This window comes from Paraburkholderia caffeinilytica, assembly GCF_046030355.1.
Classification (GTDB): Bacteria; Pseudomonadota; Gammaproteobacteria; order Burkholderiales; family Burkholderiaceae; genus Paraburkholderia; species Paraburkholderia caffeinilytica_B.
Window position 1 is genome coordinate 68257 of sequence record NZ_JAQQCQ010000014.1, and the last position, 20357, is coordinate 88613.

13 protein-coding genes are annotated in these 20357 nt (G+C 57.3%); 6 read left to right on the forward strand and 7 right to left on the reverse strand.

The genetic code is table 11. The annotated features are described in order from the left end of the window. Positions 1-4: 4 nt before the first annotated feature. The 7 genes from hisD to PQQ95_RS21185 all read right to left on the reverse strand — a co-directional run bounded on the left by hisD (position 5) and on the right by PQQ95_RS21185 (position 10711). On the reverse strand, positions 5-1333 hold the full coding sequence (hisD, locus tag PQQ95_RS21155) for a histidinol dehydrogenase (RefSeq protein ID WP_408440205.1): 1329 nt from the start codon (positions 1331-1333) through the stop codon (positions 5-7). Positions 1334-1795: 462 nt separating this feature from the next. After that, complete coding sequence (locus tag PQQ95_RS21160; RefSeq protein WP_408440208.1) at positions 1796-3532, reverse strand: thiamine pyrophosphate-binding protein; 1737 nt, start codon at positions 3530-3532, stop codon at positions 1796-1798. A 234-nt stretch (positions 3533-3766) separates the two neighbouring features. Further along, a complete protein-coding gene (locus tag PQQ95_RS21165; RefSeq protein ID WP_408440211.1) occupies positions 3767-4657 on the reverse strand; it encodes a carbohydrate ABC transporter permease in 891 nt (296 codons plus the stop codon). Positions 4658-4674: 17 nt separating this feature from the next. Beyond that, positions 4675-5580 carry a carbohydrate ABC transporter permease gene (locus tag PQQ95_RS21170; RefSeq protein ID WP_408440213.1) on the reverse strand — a complete coding sequence of 302 codons (906 nt, stop codon included), beginning with the start codon at positions 5578-5580 and terminating at the stop codon, positions 4675-4677. Between the two features lie 61 nt (positions 5581-5641). Further along, complete coding sequence (locus PQQ95_RS21175; protein ID WP_408440215.1) at positions 5642-7012, reverse strand: ABC transporter substrate-binding protein; 1371 nt, start codon at positions 7010-7012, stop codon at positions 5642-5644. Between the two features lie 52 nt (positions 7013-7064). Then, a complete protein-coding gene (locus tag PQQ95_RS21180) occupies positions 7065-8165 on the reverse strand; it encodes an ABC transporter ATP-binding protein (RefSeq protein ID WP_408440218.1) in 1101 nt (366 codons plus the stop codon). Between the two features lie 842 nt (positions 8166-9007). Further along, positions 9008-10711 (reverse strand): GMC family oxidoreductase, encoded by a 1704-nt coding sequence (locus PQQ95_RS21185; protein WP_408440220.1) that lies wholly within the window; start codon positions 10709-10711, stop codon positions 9008-9010. A 415-nt stretch (positions 10712-11126) separates the two neighbouring features. On the opposite strand from PQQ95_RS21185, the gene PQQ95_RS21190 reads away from it, so the two are divergent. The 6 genes from PQQ95_RS21190 to PQQ95_RS21215 all read left to right on the forward strand — a co-directional run bounded on the left by PQQ95_RS21190 (position 11127) and on the right by PQQ95_RS21215 (position 19842). Continuing rightward, positions 11127-12254, forward strand: coding sequence for a porin (locus PQQ95_RS21190; RefSeq protein WP_408440223.1), 1128 nt, complete (start codon positions 11127-11129; stop codon positions 12252-12254). 249 nt (positions 12255-12503) lie between these two features. Continuing rightward, on the forward strand, positions 12504-13682 hold the full coding sequence (locus tag PQQ95_RS21195; RefSeq protein ID WP_408440225.1) for an MFS transporter: 1179 nt from the start codon (positions 12504-12506) through the stop codon (positions 13680-13682). Between the two features lie 196 nt (positions 13683-13878). Next, a complete protein-coding gene (locus tag PQQ95_RS21200; protein ID WP_408440227.1) occupies positions 13879-15405 on the forward strand; it encodes a GMC family oxidoreductase in 1527 nt (508 codons plus the stop codon). Between the two features lie 126 nt (positions 15406-15531). Continuing rightward, the gene (locus tag PQQ95_RS21205; RefSeq protein ID WP_408440230.1) at positions 15532-17337 is read left to right on the forward strand and encodes a thiamine pyrophosphate-binding protein; all 1806 of its coding nucleotides are present in this window, start codon (positions 15532-15534) and stop codon (positions 17335-17337) included. A gap of 380 nt (positions 17338-17717) precedes the next feature. Beyond that, positions 17718-18863 carry a Gfo/Idh/MocA family protein gene (locus tag PQQ95_RS21210; protein ID WP_408440233.1) on the forward strand — a complete coding sequence of 382 codons (1146 nt, stop codon included), beginning with the start codon at positions 17718-17720 and terminating at the stop codon, positions 18861-18863. 331 nt (positions 18864-19194) lie between these two features. Further along, positions 19195-19842: an XRE family transcriptional regulator gene (locus tag PQQ95_RS21215; RefSeq protein ID WP_408440236.1), complete on the forward strand. Its 648-nt coding sequence runs from the start codon at positions 19195-19197 to the stop codon at positions 19840-19842. Positions 19843-20357 lie beyond the last annotated feature (515 nt).

The following is a 20357-nucleotide window of genomic DNA, read 5'->3' on the forward strand; positions in this document are numbered from 1 at the left end:
CCTATTACTTGGCCGTCGCAGTCGAGACGGGAGCAGCCTTGCCGTAGGGAACGTCGATGTTGCCAAGGCGACGCAGGCGGATGTTAGCCTGCTCCGCATGACCGGAGAAGCCCTCAAGAATGCACAGGCGCGAGCAGTACTCGCCCACGAGCACGGATGCTTCATCGGTGAGGATGCGCTGATACGTGCAGGTCTTCAGGAACTTGCCTACCCACAGGCCGCCAGTGAAGCGCGCGGCGCGTGACGTCGGCAGCGTGTGGTTCGTGCCGATGACCTTGTCTCCATACGCGACGTTCGTGCGGGCGCCGAGGAACAGCGCGCCGTAGTTGCGCAGACGGTTCAGAAAGAAGTCCGGGGCGCGCGTCATCACTTGCACGTGCTCCGACGCGACGCGGTCCGATTCGCGAATCACTTCTTCATCGTTTTCGCAAATGATGACTTCGCCGTAGCCTTCCCACGCCTTGCGAGCAATTTCGGCGGTATCGAGTTGGTTCAGCAAGCGCCCAACTTCCAGGAGCGTCTTTTCGCCAAGTTCCTTCGACGTAGTGATGAGCACTGCCGGCGAGGTCGGGCCGTGTTCGGCTTGGCCAAGCAGGTCGGTCGCGACAAGCTCGGCATCCACCGAGTCATCCGCAATAATCAGGGTTTCGGTCGGACCCGCGACCAGGTCGATACCAACCTGACCGTACAACTGGCGCTTCGCTTCAGCGACATAGGCGTTACCCGGACCGACGATGACGTCCACTTGCGGAAACTCGCCGATGCCCAGCGCCATTGCGGTCACGGCTTGCACGCCGCCGATGCAGTAAATCTCATCGGCACCGGCAAGATGGATTGCAGCGATAACCGGCGCGCTCGGGCGGCCTTCGAAGGGGGGCGACGTTGCGATAACGTGACTCACACCGGCGACCTTCGCCGTTACGATTCCCATATGCGCCGACGCAACCAGCGGATACTTGCCGCTCGGGATGTAGCAGCCGACCGTCTCGACGGGGACATTTTTGTGACCAAGAATTACTCCCGGCAGCGTTTCAACTTCGATATCACGCATGGACGACAGTTGATGGCGCGCAAAGTTGCGAACCTGCTCTTGTGCGAACTTGATATCCGTGATTTCTTGCTCGGTCAACTCCGCAAGGCAAGCATCGATTTGCTCTTGCGTGAGGCGAAACTGCGTGGGATTCCACTTGTCGAACTTCGAAGAATATTCACGCAGCGCTTCGTTCCCGCGCGCCGAGATGTCGGTAATCATTTCTTCGACAATGCGACGGACCTGCTTGGTGTCAGCTTCGCCAGTGGGTTGCGTGGTAGCCGACTTCAGATAAAACGACATGATTGCCCCTTATGATGCAACTCAGAAATTGAGTGGATTTCTTCAACGATAAAATTCGTGCGTAGCTGGGACTCTGTATGTAGAGTCCAAAAGTATTTCGTGGGAAAGCGCGTCACTTTTGAAGCGCACAGCCAGTATCGGTGGAGAAAAACGCCAACTCAATTTCGCGAGATACCTCCAAGATGACGCACTGTGACGCTATCTTGGATTGCGCGACATCCACGTTCATTGCGGGAAAAAACTCTTGCATCTCTAATTGCAATGGCGTTCGTTCATCGGTGAGTTGGCAAAATCAGTTACCGTGAAAAATGAGTCGAGGACCACTATTGGCGTGCGGGAAGTCGAACGAGTTCATTGAGTTGGTAAAGATAGACGCCCACACCCGCACGCCATCTCAAATGTGGAGACGAAAGCAAACTATCTTTCGGACTATGCGAACAGGACTGACGGCGCAGAGGCTTGTTACGCGACGTGAAACTGCAAATCCCCCTGTCGAACAGCCGCGTCGGTCTCCTTCCGCGCAATCATCACCTCGACCAACGCGGGTCCAGTGCTATCGAGCGCACGTCGGAATGCCCCCTCCAGCTGCGAAGCATGCTCGACACGCCACGCATCAAGGCCAAAGCTTCTTGCGATTTCCGCAAATGCCAAAGAGTAAGGGCGTCCATCCGGCAAGGAAAATTCGCCAATGCTCGGCCGTACGCCGAGCGAACCCACCGCACCGGATACAAACTCTGGCCCACTTTGATTGAAGACTACGAAAACCACAGGAATGCAATGCATGACGCTGACCGCCATTTCCTGCATCGATTGGAGAAAATCGCTGTCTTCAACCACGCATACGACTTGCCTCGCAGGCATCGCGAGCTTTGCGCCTATGGCAGCAGGAACAGCCCAACCACCGGCGACCGATACTCCCGGAGAAAGGAAGGTGCGGGGAACATAGACCGGGAAATGCTCCCGCGCAATGTCAGCAATGGCGCCCGACCCGACAACCGCAATGGCATCGCGGTACAGCACTTTACGAAGTTCGAGAAAGGGGCGAGGCGCGCGAATAAAGGTTTCGTGCGCCCCAGACTTGCTGGCGACTGCACTCCGGCACTGCTCACGCAGCTCGCGCATGAGTTCAATGAATGCCTGTCGACGGGCGGCTGTAGCTCGCTTCGGCTTTCCGTTCAGCGCGGACTTGAGGTCGACTAACGCGCTTTTCGCATCCGCGACGACGCCAACCTCGACGGAACAGTGCTTCCCGATTTCGTCCCGCTCGACGTCAATTTGAATCAGCTTTTTCCCTGCCAGCTCGTGTCCGCTGCACCCGTCTCCTTTAGCATTGGATAAGTCCGATAGACGGCTGCCCACCGCAACAACGACATCGGCCTTGCGCAGGAGCGCAGTTCCGCAGGAACTTCCCATCGAGCCCACAGACCCGGCATTCAGGTCATGGTCGTGAGGAATCACTCCAATACCGTTGCCCGCGACCAGCACAGGTACCGAAAGAGCCTCAGCCAATGCGATAAGCTCGGATGTAGCATCGGCAGCCACAACTCCCCCACCTGCGAGAAGGACAGGACGCTCTGCGCTGGCAAGAACACTAGCCGCCTGCTCAATGAGCCCCGGGCCCCCTCGCAACCTCTCTTGCGCGAGTCGGTTCTGGGGCGATTCAGAGGTCACATGGTCCGTGTGCTGCTGAATATCTACAGGGACTTCGAGATGGACCGGACCAGGCGTGGCCCCCAACACGCTGCTGAAAGCACGATGCATTGTCTGAGGCAATTCGGAGAAAACGCGCACCTTCAACGAATGCTTCAGGCTGCCTGACACAGAATCTGTGCCCCAGCCCGTGCAGGGCAGTGTGGAACCAGCCAAGACTGCGCTCGCGTCGTCACTCACCAAGTCTCCCGTGACGAGAAGCACCCCGCAGGAATCAGACAAGCAGTTGGAAAGGGCCGCTGCGGCGGTAAAGATTCCAGTTTTGGCAGGAAGAACAACGGCCATCGCGGTGCCACATGCGCGGAAGTAACCGTCCGCCATGTGCACAGCGCTCTGCTCGTTCACGACCCTGATGAAGGGAATACCGGCCCCTTGCACATTAAGACCCTCGAGAACCGCGCTGTTTCCGTAGCCGGGCACACCAGCGACATATTGCACTCCGTATGCGCGCAACTCCCTCGCGATGACCTGCCCGCCTGTTAACTTCACTCGACACTCCCGATATTTTGAAGCGTGAAAGGTGGCCTCGCATTGAGGCTAGCCTCTCGTGTACCAGTATTGGTGGTAAAAAAATGCAACTCAATTTCGCACTCGGCTGATTTCCGACGCACTCCGACGCACTGAGTGCCCCGTTAGCGTCCGACACCCTCTAACCCGCCACCGCACAGCCCCTGCCTGAGGACCTCGCGCAACCTTGACGGCCGCAAGGTTCCCTTGCGTCACTCAACCTCGTACGGCGCCGCTCAAAGAAAAGCCACCCTTGAAAAATCGCGACATCACGAAGTAGAGAACGATGACTGGCATCGAGTACAGAATGGAGAAAGCCGCAATCTGTCCATACCGAATCGTTGCGGAGCCAATGAAGCTGTAAATCGCAATGGGCGCGGGTTGGCTCGACTGGTCCGCAATCAACACAATTGGAATGAGAAAGTTGCCCCAAGCATTCACGAAGCTGAAAATGGCTGCAGATGCAATGCCAGGCATGGCCAGCGGAATGATGACTGAGCGAAGGATGCGAAAGGTACCAGCCTGCTCCATGCATGCCGCTTCTTCAAGGTCACGCGGAATCGCATCGATTGTGTTCTTGATGAGATAGATGGCGAACGGGAGCGAGGTGACGCCCAGCAGTACCGCTGTCGGCACCATGGAGAGCATGTCGTATTTCGCGAACATTTTGTAGACGGGCACGATGAGAATCGTGACAGGTACGCCTGAGAGAAAAAGGATGCCCAGCAGAATTGGCCCCTTCCATGGAATGCGATGGCGTGAGAACGAGTACGCAGCCAAGATTCCTGCTCCCGTTGAAACTACTGATGCTATCGTCGAGACAATTACGCTATTCCAAAGCGCTTGCGCATTCCCCTGCGCCAACGCGTCCACGAAATTGTCCAGCGTCAGCGTAGGCATCTGAATCTGCCAACCGGCGTGCTTGTCGACAGCACCCACCACAAGCCACAAGACAGGGATAACGAAGTACGCGCCGATGAGCAACAAAATGATGTTGGCGAAAAGTTTGCCAGACACCGGCTCGGCGCGGCGCTTGGCGCGCCCCGCGGGACGCGCGGAGTCTCCCGCCATCTTCTGAGCAGTCAATTCCATTTTGTGTTCCTTCATGATGCTTGTTCTCTAAGTTAGGCGGCAAGGGCCTTCCGCTTGCTCTTTCGAATCTGCCCCGGACGATATTGACGGGCGATGAGCACGAAAGCCAATCCCAGTGCTGAAGAGAGCAGCACAATGACGTTGCCAAGAAGCGCGCTGTAACCCAGCCGATGGAACTTGAAGCCCTGCAGATACGAGTAGATAGGCAGGATGTTGGTCTGGTTGTTGGGGCCGCCGCCGGTCATCAAATAGACGAGCGTAAAATTCGCGAACGTCAAAAGAGTCATCAGGAGCGCCGACATCAAGATGGTCGGCTTGAGCATCGGCAGCGTCAGGCGGAACAATCGCTGGGCGGCATTCGCGTTTTCAAGAATCGCCGCCTCGACCATCTCAGTCGGAATGCTCCGCAGCGCCGCAGAGAACATAATCATTGACAGGCCTGCGAGCGACCAGACATTTGCAACAGAGACAACCAACATCGGGTAGGTGTAAAGCAGGTCATGATTTACGTCACCCAAAAGGCGCGGAAATGTCCCTCCGCTCGTCGTAGCTGCGTACCAGATGACCGCAATCGTAATAGGTGGGAGGTTCCACGCGAGAATAGCCAGCCCAGACACCGCTTTACCAAGCGCGCCGCTTGCCTTTTGTATTAGGAGTGCCATCGCAAGCCCCAGGATGGTCGAGCCGAACGCTCCTGAGCCCACAACAAAGACCACCGTTTGCCAGAGCGAGCTCGTGAAAACATCATCACTCAGAAGCGTCTGGACATTTTGCAGTCCGGTGAACCAGTAGTTGACAGCGTGCGGCCCGATGAGCTGCAGGTTGGTAAATCCCAGGTAGATTGCGTAGAGGATGGGAAGCGCTAACAGCGAAAGCAAAAGTATGGCTGCGGGCGCCAGCAATACAAGGCTCACTGGACGAAACGTGGTCTGATTCATTTGAAAACTCTCCAGAACTTGCGCTGGCCGCCCGCGAGAAGCAGCCAGCGAACCGCACCGACTATCGCGCGGCCATCAACTTGTCGTTACCAAGCTGGTTCGACAGTTCGCTCTTCATCATGCGGACGGCATCATCCACGCTCATCTTCGGCTTCAGCACGAGGGCCTCGGTCGCAGCTTCGAACGCGTGCGCCCAGACCGGATAGTCCGGGTCGGCCGGCACGCTCTTCGCTACCGCGAGCAGCTTGCCGAATTGCTCCTGATACGGCGGCGCAAGTTCGGTGTACTGCTTGTCCGTCCAGTAGCTCTTCTGCGCCGGAACAAAGCCAGTCCAGTTCGCACCATCGATGGCGTGTTGGTTTCCGACAATCAACTGAACGAGTTGCCACGCGAGGTCAGGATGGGCGGTCTTCTTGTAGATGGAGACGTCCCAACCGCCAAACGCGCTGGCATAGCCCACGCCACCGCCCGAGACAGTCGGCAGCGGCGCGAAACCGACTGACTTCGCGGCTTCCGGCCAGCACGGTGAACACATAGACTTGCTCCAGGCGGCCGGGACGTAGTTGCCTACCAAGGCAATACCAATGTGGTGCTTCGGGAACTCGGGCGTTGCGAGCGCCGGCGAGTTTGCGTTCAGAATCAGCGAAGACGGTGCGAGTAGCCCTTCAGCCGAAGCTTGGCGGTAAAAGTTCAGGACTTCGCGAATTCCCTTGGTATCCACGGCCCACTTGCCAGACGCGTCCTTAATCGTCGGGTCACTCGATGCCATCAAAAGGTTGGCTGCCCCCAAAACCAGCGCCGAAGTGCCACCGGCGGGCCCCGTAATCGCCCACAACGGCCAAACCCCCGGGTCGCTCTTTTTAATCTTGCGTGCCGCATCAAACACGTCTTGCCAGTTTTTGGGCTTCCAGTCAGTTGGAAGGCCGGCCTTCGCAAAGACTTGACGGTCGTAGAGCAATCCCGACGTGTTGACGCCTTGGCTGACACCGATGACATCCTTCCCCGCAGTGGATTCCTGCTTGACCGCGTCCGGCACATCCTTCCACCAAGGGGCATTTGCGACGTATTGGTTGAGCGGCAAGAGATAGCCGCTCGCGGCCCACTGCGCCATCTCCTGGGCTGGCAATTGCGCGACATCAGGGGCGGCGCCCGAGTTGCCATAGGACATACTGACCTTGGTCACAATGTCGTCAAAGCCACCGGGAATCGGAACGAGCTGAACCGTGACACCAGGATGGGACTTTTCGAAATCAACCTTGATGTCGCCCCAGAACTTCTTCGTGAGCTCCGGGGTAACCATCACGTACTCGGACCCGTAAGCGAGTTTAAGTACGGTATCTGCATGGGCAACGTTGCAAAGCAACGAACCAGCGGACAACATCGCTGAAGCCACTGCGACCAACTTCTTACTGCTGCGAGCAAAACAACGCATTGCTGGACTCCTAGTGTCTAATGTTGAAATCAACCTACGCTTCCACCCCGCATTAGTGCCGGAGGCTCTTACCGGTATTCGCGTCGAAGTAATGAAGGTCAGCAGGGTCGAAAACGAGGTCCACCCGCTCGCCGAGTGCCACAGGCGAGAAGCTGGGGAATCTCGCATCAACCACTGTCCCGTTAATCGCAACACGCACGAAGTTCTCCGACCCGGTCGTCTCAATTGCCTCGACGACACCGGATGTCCGAACATCGCATCGTGCGGGAGCATCCTTGACCCAATGGATGTCGTCTGGACGGATGCCAATCTCGATTTTTGAAGGCATGGAGCCGTTGAATTCAGAGCGTTGAGCCGGAGGAAGGCGGAACTTCGCGCCGAGGGCGTGACAGTCAGCATCTGCGGACGCGAGGCTGATTTCGCTGGGCGCGATGTTCATCCGCGGAGAACCGATGAACGTTGCAACGTATCGGTCCACGGGGCGTCGGTAGAGGCGTTCCGGCGTATCAACTTGGAGGAGCCTGCCCCCAGAGAACACCGCAATGCGGTGACCCATTGACATCGCCTCAACCTGGTCGTGCGTGACGTAAACCATCGTGGTGCCGAGACGGCGCTGCAAGTCAGAGATTTCACTGCGCATGTGAGTGCGCAATGCCGCATCGAGGTTTGAGAGTGGCTCATCAAGCAAGAAGAGGCGCGGCTCGCGAATCATCGCGCGGCCGAGCGCAACACGCTGCCGTTGGCCACCGGAGAGCTCAGCGGGACTGCGCGAGAGAAGGTTGTCGAGTTTCAACATCGAAGCGACCTCACGGATGCGCTTCTCGATATCCTTGGGGTTTGACTTGCGCACCTCCATCCCAAACGCGAGGTTCTTGTAAATCGACATGTGCGGGTAAAGCGCGTAGCTTTGGAATACCATGGCAATGTCGCGCCGACCGGGAGGCAGGGCGGTCACATCCTTGTTCCCAATTGAGATTCGACCGTCCGTGAGGTCCTCAAGTCCGGCCAACATGCGAAGGGTCGTTGATTTACCGCAACCCGATGGTCCGACGAAAACGAGAAATTCTCCGTCCTCGACGTCCAGGTTGAGGTCCGATACGACGTTGGTTTCGCCGAACGTCTTGTAGACGTGCTCGAATTTTATCGATGCCATTGCGCTGGTCCCGCTTAACAGAGTGGAATGATGCGAACGTCGCCCTCGTGCACTTACAACGGGAGGTCTCGTGAAGGCCTATGCACTGGGAAGCGGTTCAATGTGAACGCAGTTTCAGCATCCAAAATGCTGGTCTCAATTTCGCAACCAAGCCAAACCTGACGCAAACTGACGCAAAGAGTTTTGGAGATTGCTGCAGCATTGCTCGAACTTGCTTTCATCTCCGCTGGACAAGCCCGCCTGGAACCGGCGGTCCCTTTCAAGCCGCTCTCCCCGTACCCCGAAGCTCTGCAGGTAAAGTGCGAATAGGACTAACCCGTACACAACGCCTTGAGCCTCTTCTCGAAATGGACCCAGTTGGTTTCCGCCCGAAAATCCCACCCAGGTACGAACGGAATATAGGCAATGACTGAGCGAGCCAAGGTTGAGCACAGGCCGGGGCATCAGGGCTCGTCCACCCTGTCGGCGCTCGACATACGCATTAGAAGGCTCAGAAGCAGGGTCTCATATTGCGTCGCTTGCTAAGGTGTCGTCCCGACGAAGAACTGCTGTCAAGCTCCTAGCAGGTGATGTGTCGATGCGCTTCGAGCGGTCGGCGCGAAGGTGTGCGCTCGTCCATTCGTGCTTCACGCGGGCTGCCTGCGGCGACCTATAGGGACTTGAATCGAGCACAGAGACCGCGTAAGGCATGATGGCCTCGGTGTCTGCCACCGCTGCAAATTCGACTTCGCGCAACTCGCCAGAAAAAAGGCGCAGGGCCTAAGCCCTGCGCCAAGAGGCTCGCAGGGGCCTCACGCATGGAGAACTGACGCTCGCGTCGACGAGTCGTTCCGGGATAACAATCAGGCAGCAGTGTTACTCAGCGGCAATTCAATAGCCGTGGTTGCACTTCTCGTCTTTCTGTCCTGCTTAATCATTCGACTCGCCTTCTCGGCAATCATCACCGTCGGGGAGTTGGTGTTTCCGGAGGTAATCGTCGGCATATTCGATGCGTCAACAACGCGTAGTCCGTCCACCCCGAAGACACGCAGGCGCGAGTCGACAACAGCGCCCACCTCGCCCTTTCGTCCCATCCGACAGGTTCCCACCGGGTGAAAAATCGTCGTACCAATATTTCCCGCGGCGCGAACAAGCTCCTCGTCAGTTCGGTATTGTTCCCCGGGAAGTATCTCTTGGGGCTCGTACTTCTCGAGGGCGTGAGCAGAGACGATACGACGCGTGTACTTGAGCGCATTCACGGCGACTGACTTGTCGAACTCGGTAGACAGATAGTTTGGGGCAATGGTGGGTGTGACCGACGCATCGGGCGATTTGATGTGAATCGTGCCTCGCGATGTCGGTCGCAACTGGCAAACCGATGCCGTGAAAGCGTCGAACGCGTGCAACGGTTCGCCGAATTTTTCGAGGGAAAGCGGTTGGACGTGATACTGGATATCCGGGCGCGCGCTCGGACCGTCCGTCCCGGAGTTTGCGAACACGCCGAGTTGTGACGGAGCCATCGCCATCGGACCGCTGCGCTTGATGAGATACTCCATGCCAATCGCGAGCTTTCCCCACCAGTTTGCGCTAAGCGTATTGAGAGTCTTCGCCCCAGAGACACGATAAGCCATGCGCAGTTGCAGATGGTCTTGCAGGTTCTCCCCAACTCCCGCAAGATTGCTCACAACATCAATACCAAAACGTTTGAGCAGCGTTGCGTTGCCCACCCCAGACAGCTCCAGGAGCTTCGGCGAATTGACCGCCCCTGCGCTGACGACGACTTCAAGATTTGCCTTCGCGCTCAGGTCCTCACCATTGACCTGGAAATGTACGCCGTTACAGCGTTTGCCGTCGAACGTCAGACGCTGCGTCATAGCCCCGGTTATGACGGTCAGGTTGGGTCGCTTCATCGCAGGGCGCAGAAACGCCTTGGACGCGTTCCAGCGGACTCCGCTCTTCTGGTTCACATCAAAATAGCCAACGCCAGAGTTGTTGCCACGGTTGAAGTCTTCAGTAAAAGGGATGCCAGTTTCTTGCGCAGCAAGTGCAAATTCTTCAAGAATTTCCCACTTCAGACGCTGCTTCTCAACACGCCACGGTCCACCTTTACCGTGTGCGTCACTAGCACTGCCGTGATAGTCCTCGCTATCTCGAAAGATTGGCAGGACAGACTCCCAGTTCCACGTCGAATCTCCAGTCAGTTTGGCCCAGTCGTCATAGTCCTCGCGCTGCCCTCTCATGTAAATCATGCCGTTGATAGACGAACAGCCACCAAGAACACGCCCGCGTGGATAAGACAGCGCGCGACCGTTGAGTCCGGCTTCCGCTTCCGTCTTCATGCACCAATCAGTGCGCGGGTTACCGATGCAGTAGAGGTAACCAACCGGTACGTGTATCCAGTGATAATCATCGGCACCACCTGCCTCAAGCAGCAAGACTGAGACGTCAGTGTCCTCGGACAACCGACTCGCAAGGACACACCCGGCCGTTCCAGCACCAACGATAATGTAGTCGTAACTACCTACGGAGCGTCTCGCCTCCCTATCTCCGACCTTTCCTGCCTGCATCACGTCTCCTGATTGCATCTGCGAGCCCAGGACAAGAGCAAACTGGTCCTCTCTACGCCTGCTTCCGTTGTCAGCTAGCGCCTGACTCGATAACTTCGCAAACCTCCCTACGGGTCAGCTCACATTGAGCGACAGTGGGACGATTCGCGTCTTCGACAATGTTGCAGTCAAACATCCTCCGTTTCCATTCCGCGGTCCTTCGCATAGCTTCGCGACGCAATGCTTCCTAGTGACGCACATCCTGCGTCAGCATGCGAAGCCATTTTTCAATCCTGCGAAATTGAGCCCGGATTTATGGCTGCCAACACTGCTTGTCACGCAACGAGCGTTGAACGCTGTGTTGCGTTGCTATTTGCAAGACCATCCGCCGTATCGAAGTGGAACCAATAACATTCTCAGACAACAGGAATCAGACATGAAGAAACTTACCGCGCTGGCCGCTGCATGCGGGCTCGCATTCTGTCTCAATGCGCATGCCGACAATAGCGTCACGCTCTACGGGATTCTGGATGCAGGTATCGGCTATATCCACAACAGCGGAGGGCAGAGTTCCCAGTGGAAGATGTCGACCGGAAATGTTTCGGAGAACGAGTGGGGTCTGCGCGGGACAGAGGACTTGGGAGGGGGACTGAGTGCAAACTTTGATGTCGAAAACGGATTCGATATCGCCTCAGGGCAGTTGCATCAGAACGGTCGTTTGTTTGGCCGCCAAGCGTGGGTTGGTCTCACGGCGCCATCATGGGGTGCCGTGACCCTTGGTCGCCAATACGACCCCATTTCTGACCTTCTTCAACCCCTCACAGCGGACTCATTTACCGGAATCTTTGCAACGCCAGGCGACGTCGACAACTACGACAGCAGCGCCCGGTTCGACAATGCAATTAAGTGGGTGAGCCCGGTTTGGAGTGGAGTAACTCTCGAGGCGATGTATGCCTTTGGTGGTGTTGCTGGCACCACCGGCTCCGGTCAGGTCTATTCTGGCGCAGCCGCGTATACTCACGGCCCGTTCTCGATTGCAGCTGGCTACATTCATATCGATAACGGCAACGCCACCCTGTCTTCGCGCGGCACATCGGCATCAGATTCGTTGTTCAATAGTGCGGTCAATGCTGCTTACGCGTCCACTCAGTCTATCGACATCGCGCGTATCGGCGGTCAATATGTAATTGACCAAGTGACAGTTGGAGCAGCTTACAGCTTCTCCAAATACGCGCCAGACGGAAGCTCTACGTTCACGGAATCACAAAAGTTCCAAAACGGCTCGGTCTTCGCGACCTGGCAAGTTACTCCGACATTCCAAACGACGGTCAGTTACAACTACACGAAATCGACCGGAGATTCCTCTGCCACATATCATCAGGTCGCTGCCGGCGTTGACTATTTCCTCAGCAAACGAACCGACCTTTATGCAGTTGCGGCATATCAGCATGCTAGCGGCCAAAACGGTGCCGGCGCAGCTCAAGCAGTAATCGGCTCTTACGATGTAAATTCCGGCGCTAGCTCTCAGGTCCTCGTCGTTGCCGGTATCCGTCAACGCTTCTGACAAACCTTGCGATTGCCACATGTGGTGTCATCATATGTGGCTATTCAATTTCTCGTATGTGAAGCAGTACATATCGTTTTTAGGCTGGCGTTGTCGTCAGGTAGCATTCGTGGACTATTGCGACAGACTGGGGCGCGAAGCCTTTCTTCGCGAACCTCACTTTGGCCTTCGCTGTCACATTGGCTGTCAAGCTAGTTCGGTGCCGGTCGCTCAAATCTCACGATTCACACTACACAGGAACGCGAGTCGATGACATCCTGCAGTTTCACTAATTCCTGCCCATCCGTAACCGGCTGGCAGCAACATGCGACCAGAGCCGCGTTCTTCGCGGCCGGCTTTGCCGTTGCTGCATGGGCGCCGCTGGTTCCATTCGTCAAGAACAGACTCGCAATCGACGAGGCGACACTAGGCTACCTCCTTCTTTGCCTCGGCGTCGGGTCAATCCTCGCAATGCTCAGTTCTGGAAATATCATTTCCAGGTTCGGATGTAAGCGCGTCATGAATCTGTCGATGGTGGTTGCTGCGGCAATGCTCAGTCTGCTTGGCACAGTGGATGGGCTCTACCAGACAGCCTTGGTGCTCGCAATATTCGGCGGCGCAATCGGAACGATGGACGTTGCAATGAACGCCCACGCTGTCGCTGTCGAACGACGCACGGGTCGGCGCATGATGTCGGGATTCCACGCGCTCTACAGCGTCGGTGGCCTCGCGGGCTCGGGCGGGGCAGCAGCAGCTCTATCAGCCGGCGTAACGCCGGCCACCACCGCTATCGCCGCAGCATCTGCCCTCATCATTGCACTCGCCATTTTCGGGCGACATTTCCTGAGCGAGAAGAACCAAATGCAAGGCTTGTCACTTGTTCTGCCGCGAGGGAGCGTCCTGCTGCTCGGTAGCATGTGCCTCATGCTGCTGCTCGTCGAAGGCGCGATGCTCGATTGGAGCGCTCTGCTCCTCTCCGGCTCCAAGGCAATGCCCGCATCGCATGCCGGTATTGGTTATGCGGTCTTTGCAGGCACCATGACGGCGATGAGACTCACGGGCGACTGGACCGCAGCAAAGCTGGGGGCGCGCCGCGTGGTACGCGCGGGAAGCGCACTCGGCGCCGCAGGTGTCGCATTAGCAGTCCTCGCGCCCGGCCCGGGCCTCACCATTTTCGGCTTCGCGCTTATGGGCGTTGGCTGTGCGAATGTGGTCCCGATACTCTACTCGGCGGCAGGAGCCAGCAAGTCCATGTCAGCTGAACATGCCATCGCGGCGACGGCAACGCTTGGATATGCAGGCACCTTGACCGGACCTGCTGCCATAGGCTTCATAGCTCATGGAGTCGGCCTGCCTGCTGCCTTCGGGCTCTTGGCCGCGCTGCTCGTAACCGTTTGCCTCGTATCAAATATTGTTCCCAAACACGAGCAGACTGACGCACTCGATTGACGGCAACGACGCACCTTTGCAGGGTGAGAGCGCTGCTAGCATAACCACTAGGCCGTCCTGCGTCACTTTGCGTCAGTTTCGACGTGGTTGCGAAATTGAGCGGAAGTTATTGGACGCAAATACTTGCGACATCTGCTCAAGCCGCGTTTGACTGACGCAGTCCTCGGCGCACTAACCCCAAATATCCAGAGTGACCATGCAAAGAAATCACGACGTTATCGTAATCGGCAGCGGAGTGGGAGGTGGCACAGTAGCTCGCCGCTTGGCCGAGAACGGGATTAACGTTCTGGTGCTCGAGCGCGGCGACTGGGTTCCCCGCGAAGCCGATAACTGGAGTGTCTCGTCCGTCTTCCACGAAAAGAAGTACACGGCCCACGACAGTTGGCTCGACGGCGAAGGCAGAGCATTCCGTCCGAACATCTACTACAACGTCGGTGGATGCACGAAGTTCTATGGTGGTAGTCTGATTCGCTTTCGCGAGAAGGATTTTGGCGTCCTCGAGCACGAAGAGGGGATTTCTCCAGCATGGCCTATCAGCTACGCCGATATCGAGCCGTACTACTGCGAGGCCGAATCCATCTTTGATGTCCACGGTGACGACAATGGAGACCCCAGCGCACCATGGCGCAGCCGCCCTTACCCGTCTCCAAAGCTAGTTTCGGAACCCTTGGTCCAGCGTATGGCCGACAGAATGCGTCATCTCGGGGCAAGTACCTCCGCACTCCCAGAAGGCATTGATTTCGGCCCCGGCGGGAAATGCATTCGCTGCAGAACGTGCGACGGATTTCCCTGCAAGCTAGGCGCGAAGAGCGATGCTGAGACGGCGTTGATTCAACCGGCTCTTGCGACAGGCCGCGTGGAGCTCGCTACGAATTGCTACGTCGAACGGCTTCTGCTTTCAGCGGACGGGAAGCGAGTTGATGGCGTCGAAGTGAAGCGCAACGGACAAGTCGAAATCCTGCAAGCGGATGTTGTGGTGGTCGCGTGCGGTGCCATCAACAGCACGGCGCTACTGCTCCGTTCGGCGTGCGACTCAGCTCCTGACGGTGTCGCAAACGGCTCCGGTGTTGTAGGCCGCAACTATATGGCTCACAACCAGACGGCTCTGATGGGTCTTGCGTTCGAAGAGAACGATACAGTCTTCCAAAAGACTCTTGCGCTGAACCAATACTATTTCGGTGACGCGGATTATCGCTTCCCTCTCGGGCACGCGCAGATGCTTGGGAAGCTTCAGGGCGGCATGCTTTCGGCGAATGTGCCGTTTCTGCCAAAGGCTGTGGGCTCGACCATGGCCCGCCATAGCATGGACTGGATTGCGTTCTCAGAAGACCTGCCCGACCCCGAGAACCGCGTCGTTCTGCGCGACGGCAAGATTCAGCTCGGAATCAAGCGAAACAACCTCAAGCCGCACCATCGCCTCGTCAAGAAATTGACGTCGTTGCTGAAAAAGTCTGGATATCCCATCGTTCTGGTAAAGCCACTGATTCGTCATTCAACATCGCACCAATGCGGCACCGTCAAGTTCGGCGTCGACCCGACAACGAGTGCTATCGACCCGTACTGCCGGAGCCATCAACACGAGAACCTCTTCGTGATTGATGCCTCATTCATGCCATCTTCCGCAGCGGTTAATCCCGCGCTGACCATCGTAGCGCAGGCGCTGCGTGCGACTGACCACATGCTGAAAAGGGACTTCGGGACGCCCTCACAGCACTCTGCTTGACACGTGTGACCCAGGACTGCGGTGAGCACACTAGCCAGGCCTTGTTTAGCCGATAAATAGAAAACGTAAACCGTGTCGCGGAAACGCGCGCATTTGAATCAAATTGCCATGCAAAGGAGCGATTCAATGGCTGAAAAGAAGGAAATGACCGGCGGTCAAATCGTCGTCGAGTATCTTATCCGGGAAAAGGTGCCTTACACGTTCGGCATCCCCGGTCACGGCAACACAGCGCTGCTCGACGCGTTTGTTGACCGCCAGAAGGAAATCACCCTCGTCCCGGCAATGCACGAGCAGGGGGCCTCGCACATGGCCGACGGCTACTATCGCGCGACCGGCCAAATCGCGGCAGTGTGTTCGTCGATTGGCCCCGGTGCCACAAACACCCTCACAGGCGTTGCAACTGCGTTCGCTGATTCGTTTCCGCAACTGCTGATTACCGGCGGCGTGCACACGTACATGACCGGCAAGGGCGTGCTGCAGGAAATCGACCGTCCGCACGGCGACAACTTTCCGCGCATGGCTGAACCCGTCGTCAAGCGCTGGTGGCAGCCGAGCCGGGTTGAGCAGATTCCTAGCGTGATGACGCAAGCGTTCAACGTCATGCTCGAAGGCCGTCGTGGGCCCGCACTTATCAACCTGCCGCAAGACCTGCAGGCTGATTCGGCAATGGTTGAACTGCCGCCGCCGCAAACCCATCGCGCGCACGGCCGCCTTCATGGCGACCCCGTTGATATCAGCAAGGCCGCGAAGCTTCTGCTTTCCGCCGAACGCCCGGTCATCCTCGCCGGTGGCGGCGTGATTGCAGCCGAAGCGACTGAACTCCTCGTTGCTATCGCTGAATACGTTGGCGCAGCGGTCACGACTTCGTTCATGGGCAAGGGCTCCATCACTGAAGACCACCCGTTGTACGCTTGGCCCTGCGGTGACCTCGGTTCCATCCCGGGCAATGCGATGACGCGCGAAGCCGACGTCATCCTGTCGGTCGGGTGCCGTTTTAGTGACCGTATCACGTCGTCGTACCGCCCGGGCGTTACGTTCGACATTCCGAAGACCAAGCTAATCCAGGTTGACATCGATGGCTTTGAAATCGGCAAGAACTACCCGGCCGAAGTGGGTATCGTCGGCGACGCAAAGGCAATCCTCTCCGCCCTGCTCGACGAAATGCGCGACCTCGCAAAACCACGCGATTACCAGAACGCTCCGCAGTTCAAGCGCCTTCAAACACTCAAGTCCGAATGGCTTGAGCATCTGCGTCCGCTGCGCGAATGCAATCACTCGCCGATGACGGTCTCGCAAGTTCTGTTTGAAGCTCGCAAGGTCCTGCCGCGCAACACCATCGTCGTCACCGATTCGAGCAACCCGCAGAACCAGGTGTTCAACGAGTTCCCAGTCTACGGCGCGAAGCAGCACATCACGCCCGGGGGCTTCTCGGGCATTGGTTTCGCGCTGCCTGCAGCGATTGGTGCAAAGCTCGGCGCACCGAACCAGCCGGTGGTCGCAGTCTGCGGTGACGGTGCTTTCCTGCAAACGGGTCAAGAACTGGCAACGGCTGTGATGATGGGCATCCCTGCGGTGTTCCTCATCATCAACAACGGCGGCTGGGGGGCCATCCGTAACCTGCAACTCAATATGTTCGGTGAAGACCGTGAAATTATCACGGGCTTCAAGACGCCGGACGGCTCACCGTGGTCGGCGCATATCGCGAATTTCGCGAAGTCGCTGGGTGCAGAAGGCGAACGCGTAGAGGACCCGCGTCAAATCGGCGCTGCCCTGCAACGCGCGATTCAGTCAGGCAAGCCGTATGTTGTCGAAGCGATTTGTTCGATTGAGCGGCCGTACAGCAACATGCATCCGACTGGCTGGTGGGACATCACCGTTCCGGCTTACCTCGGCGACCTCCGCGACAAGTACGTCGAAGGGCGCGGCTTCTAAGAGCTCGAGCATCAACTGATGAGCAAAGGTGCGGGACGGGCCACGCCGTTTCGCACCGCTCACTCCTGAATGCGCAGCCCCGCATCGAGATGCTAAACCTTCACGCTCGTACCTGAAATATCCGCAAACGACTTGAGATTGTTGGGTCGTACGCCGCTGCCGTACCACGTGGTTCTTTGACACGCCGAACCGCGTCATTGCCGGCCCGCGTGACAGCGTCAAATAGCAAGCTTCATCAATTGCGCCGGCTTGGCCGAGAGTTCGTCGCGTGCACGTCATGCGCTACAAGACAGGCTGACTAAGGTCCGCGCGGGACTTATCACGTGCCGCCTGCGTCGTTGCCTTGCTAGCTCCTTGAATTCCTACTGCTGGGGACTGAAATGAATCGTCGACTACGACTTGGGATGGTGGGCGGTGGCCAAGGCGGCTACATTGGATGGGTACATCGACTCGCCGCACGGCTGGACGACTGTTACGAGTTCGTCGCAGGAGCGCTGTCGTCGGATGATAAAAGAGCACAAGAGAGCGGCCGCGCCCTGTTCCTCGACCCGTCGCGCATTTATACGGACTTCCGCGAGATGGCCGCGGCGGAAGCTCAACGTCCTGACGGTATCGATGTGGTCGCTATAGTGACCCCGAATCATCTACACGCTCCGGTCGCGAAGGCATTCCTGGAGGCAGGCATCCACGTAATGTGTGACAAGCCACTCGCGCTATCGTTGGCCGAGGCCATTGAAATACGCGACCTGGCTCAATATAAAGATAAGCTGCTCGGCGTGACGTATACCTACTCGGGATATCCGATGGTGCGCCACGCGAAGGAACTCGTAGCGGCAGGAGAATTGGGCAAAGTCCGATTCATCGCCGTGGAGTATGTTCAGGACTGGCTGACGGAGCCCGTTGAACTGCAGGGAAACAGACAAGCCGAATGGCGCACGGACCCGAGCCGTACCGGCGCAGGTGGTTGCCTGGGCGATATCGGCACCCATGCGTATCATCTGGCGAGCTTCGTGACCGGAATGCTTCCCGACGAATTGTCGGCTGACGTCGCCTCCATGGTCGCAGGGCGCAGGGTGGATGACCATGTGCAAGCGACGCTCTTTTACCAATCTGGCGCGCGCGGCAACCTCATCGCCAGCCAGATTGCCGCCGGTGAAGGAAACGCGCTGCGCTTGCGCGTATATGGGACCAAGGGCTCAATCGCCTTCGACCAGGAACATCCCGACTTCCTCTGGCACACTCCGCTTAACGGAAACACTATGCGGCTTACAAAGGGGCGAGCCCATAGCCCTGCTGCAGACCATGCTGCACGCTTTCCTGCTGGCCATCCTGAGGGCTTCTTCGAGGCATTCGCCCAGCTTTACCGCGACGCGGCGCTTCAAATCGCGGCCAAGCTCGAGAACAGCCCGATTCCGGTCAGCAGCACCCTCCTCACGGACGTCAATGACGGTGTCGAGGGCATGCGTTTCGTCGAAGCTGCGCTCCGCAGCCATGCAGGCGGTGGTTCGAGAGTCACTATCCGCTGAAGGCCCTCAGATACGACCGAACAATTCCTTGTTGCTACCCCGTTTTTAAATGAGCACCTTGCGGTGCTCAGTATGATTGGGTATGTTGGGGTGCGAACGCTGCACGCCACCGTGAAGGCGTCCCCTCCCACATTAGATTGCCACTAAGTTTATGGACCGACCGCAAGACCGCACCAATCTCCAAAAGAACCTTGTGCTACTGGTCGAGTCATGTAGCTCAGTTGCCGGTCTATGCCGTAGCCTCGACATTAACCGGCAACAGTTCAACAAGTACCTCGCCGGCCAGCACGCCCCTTCGCACAAAGTGCTTCAGAAGATATCGCGCCACTTCATGATGGAGGTTCCTGACCTTTACCGTCAGCCCGCCGACTTCAAGCAGTTCTATGAAGGTTTCGAGAGCGAACTACCGATGGGACTTCGCTCGTCCTCACAATTCGCCAACTTTTTACCGTTTGCGAAAGCGTCGGTCGAGCCTCTGCGCGATTATTTAGGCGTTTACTACCGCTACCATAACTCGTCAATCTATAAAGGGCGGATTCTTCGGTCGGTTACATGCCTTTACGAGGCTGAGTCGACAATCCAGCACGTCACTGTCGAGCGCTTTCCGCTGCTGGACGGCAGCGGAAAGACGGGTTACTCCTTCACGTACTATGGATTCTGTTTCCTGATTGGGGACCGAATATTCATGGTTGACTTTGAAGGTCAGCAGCAAAACGAGCTCACCTTCTCGATATTGACTCCCCAGCACCGTCGGCCTATCCGTTTCTTGTATGGCCTGGTCTCCGGCGTAGCCTCATCCTCCTATCGCCAACCGTTTTCGACCAGACTCGCGTTCGGTTTCTGCGATAAGGGAAAAATCAAGAAGAAGCATCTGCACAACGCGACGGTTCTTTTGCCTAGTGATTCATCGCTGCCATTAGAAGTCCGCGAATACATGGCCGGTGACAATTCGACAATCATTTGGGGTGGCGAGGGTTAAGCGCTCGTCGCTCCGGCAGGCTTGCTAGCTCCTTCGATTTGCTCGCAAGCCGACAACTGAAGTGTCAGGATGGGCTACCGTAGACTCCGTAGTATCGGCAAAAGTGGAAGTCCCACCCCCCTGATGCTCGTCGGGGCGCCAGGACCAGAGCCAAATGGCCACCACCGAAAGAAACAGACCCACGATAAGTACCACAGCGACTGCGCCGAGCGCGGTGTCCGGTACAAGCTGCCTGAACAACTCATAGAGCGACAAGTTACCAGCAAGGGGCAAGGCATCCATCTATCTTCTCCCGGGGCGCGAAATTGCAGCAAGGTGACAAGAAGTCTCCCCCGCTGAAAATCACCAATCAACTTCGCAATCTGTCGCAAACATGCGCTAAACGACGCGGCGAGCATGTTCACAGATACCCCGTCGCCTAAGTTCCACCAACCCGAACGTCCTGCGCCAGTATGCGTCACTCCCGGACCACGTTGCGAAGTTGCGGCTGAAGTTTTGAAGTCAAATACTCTTTG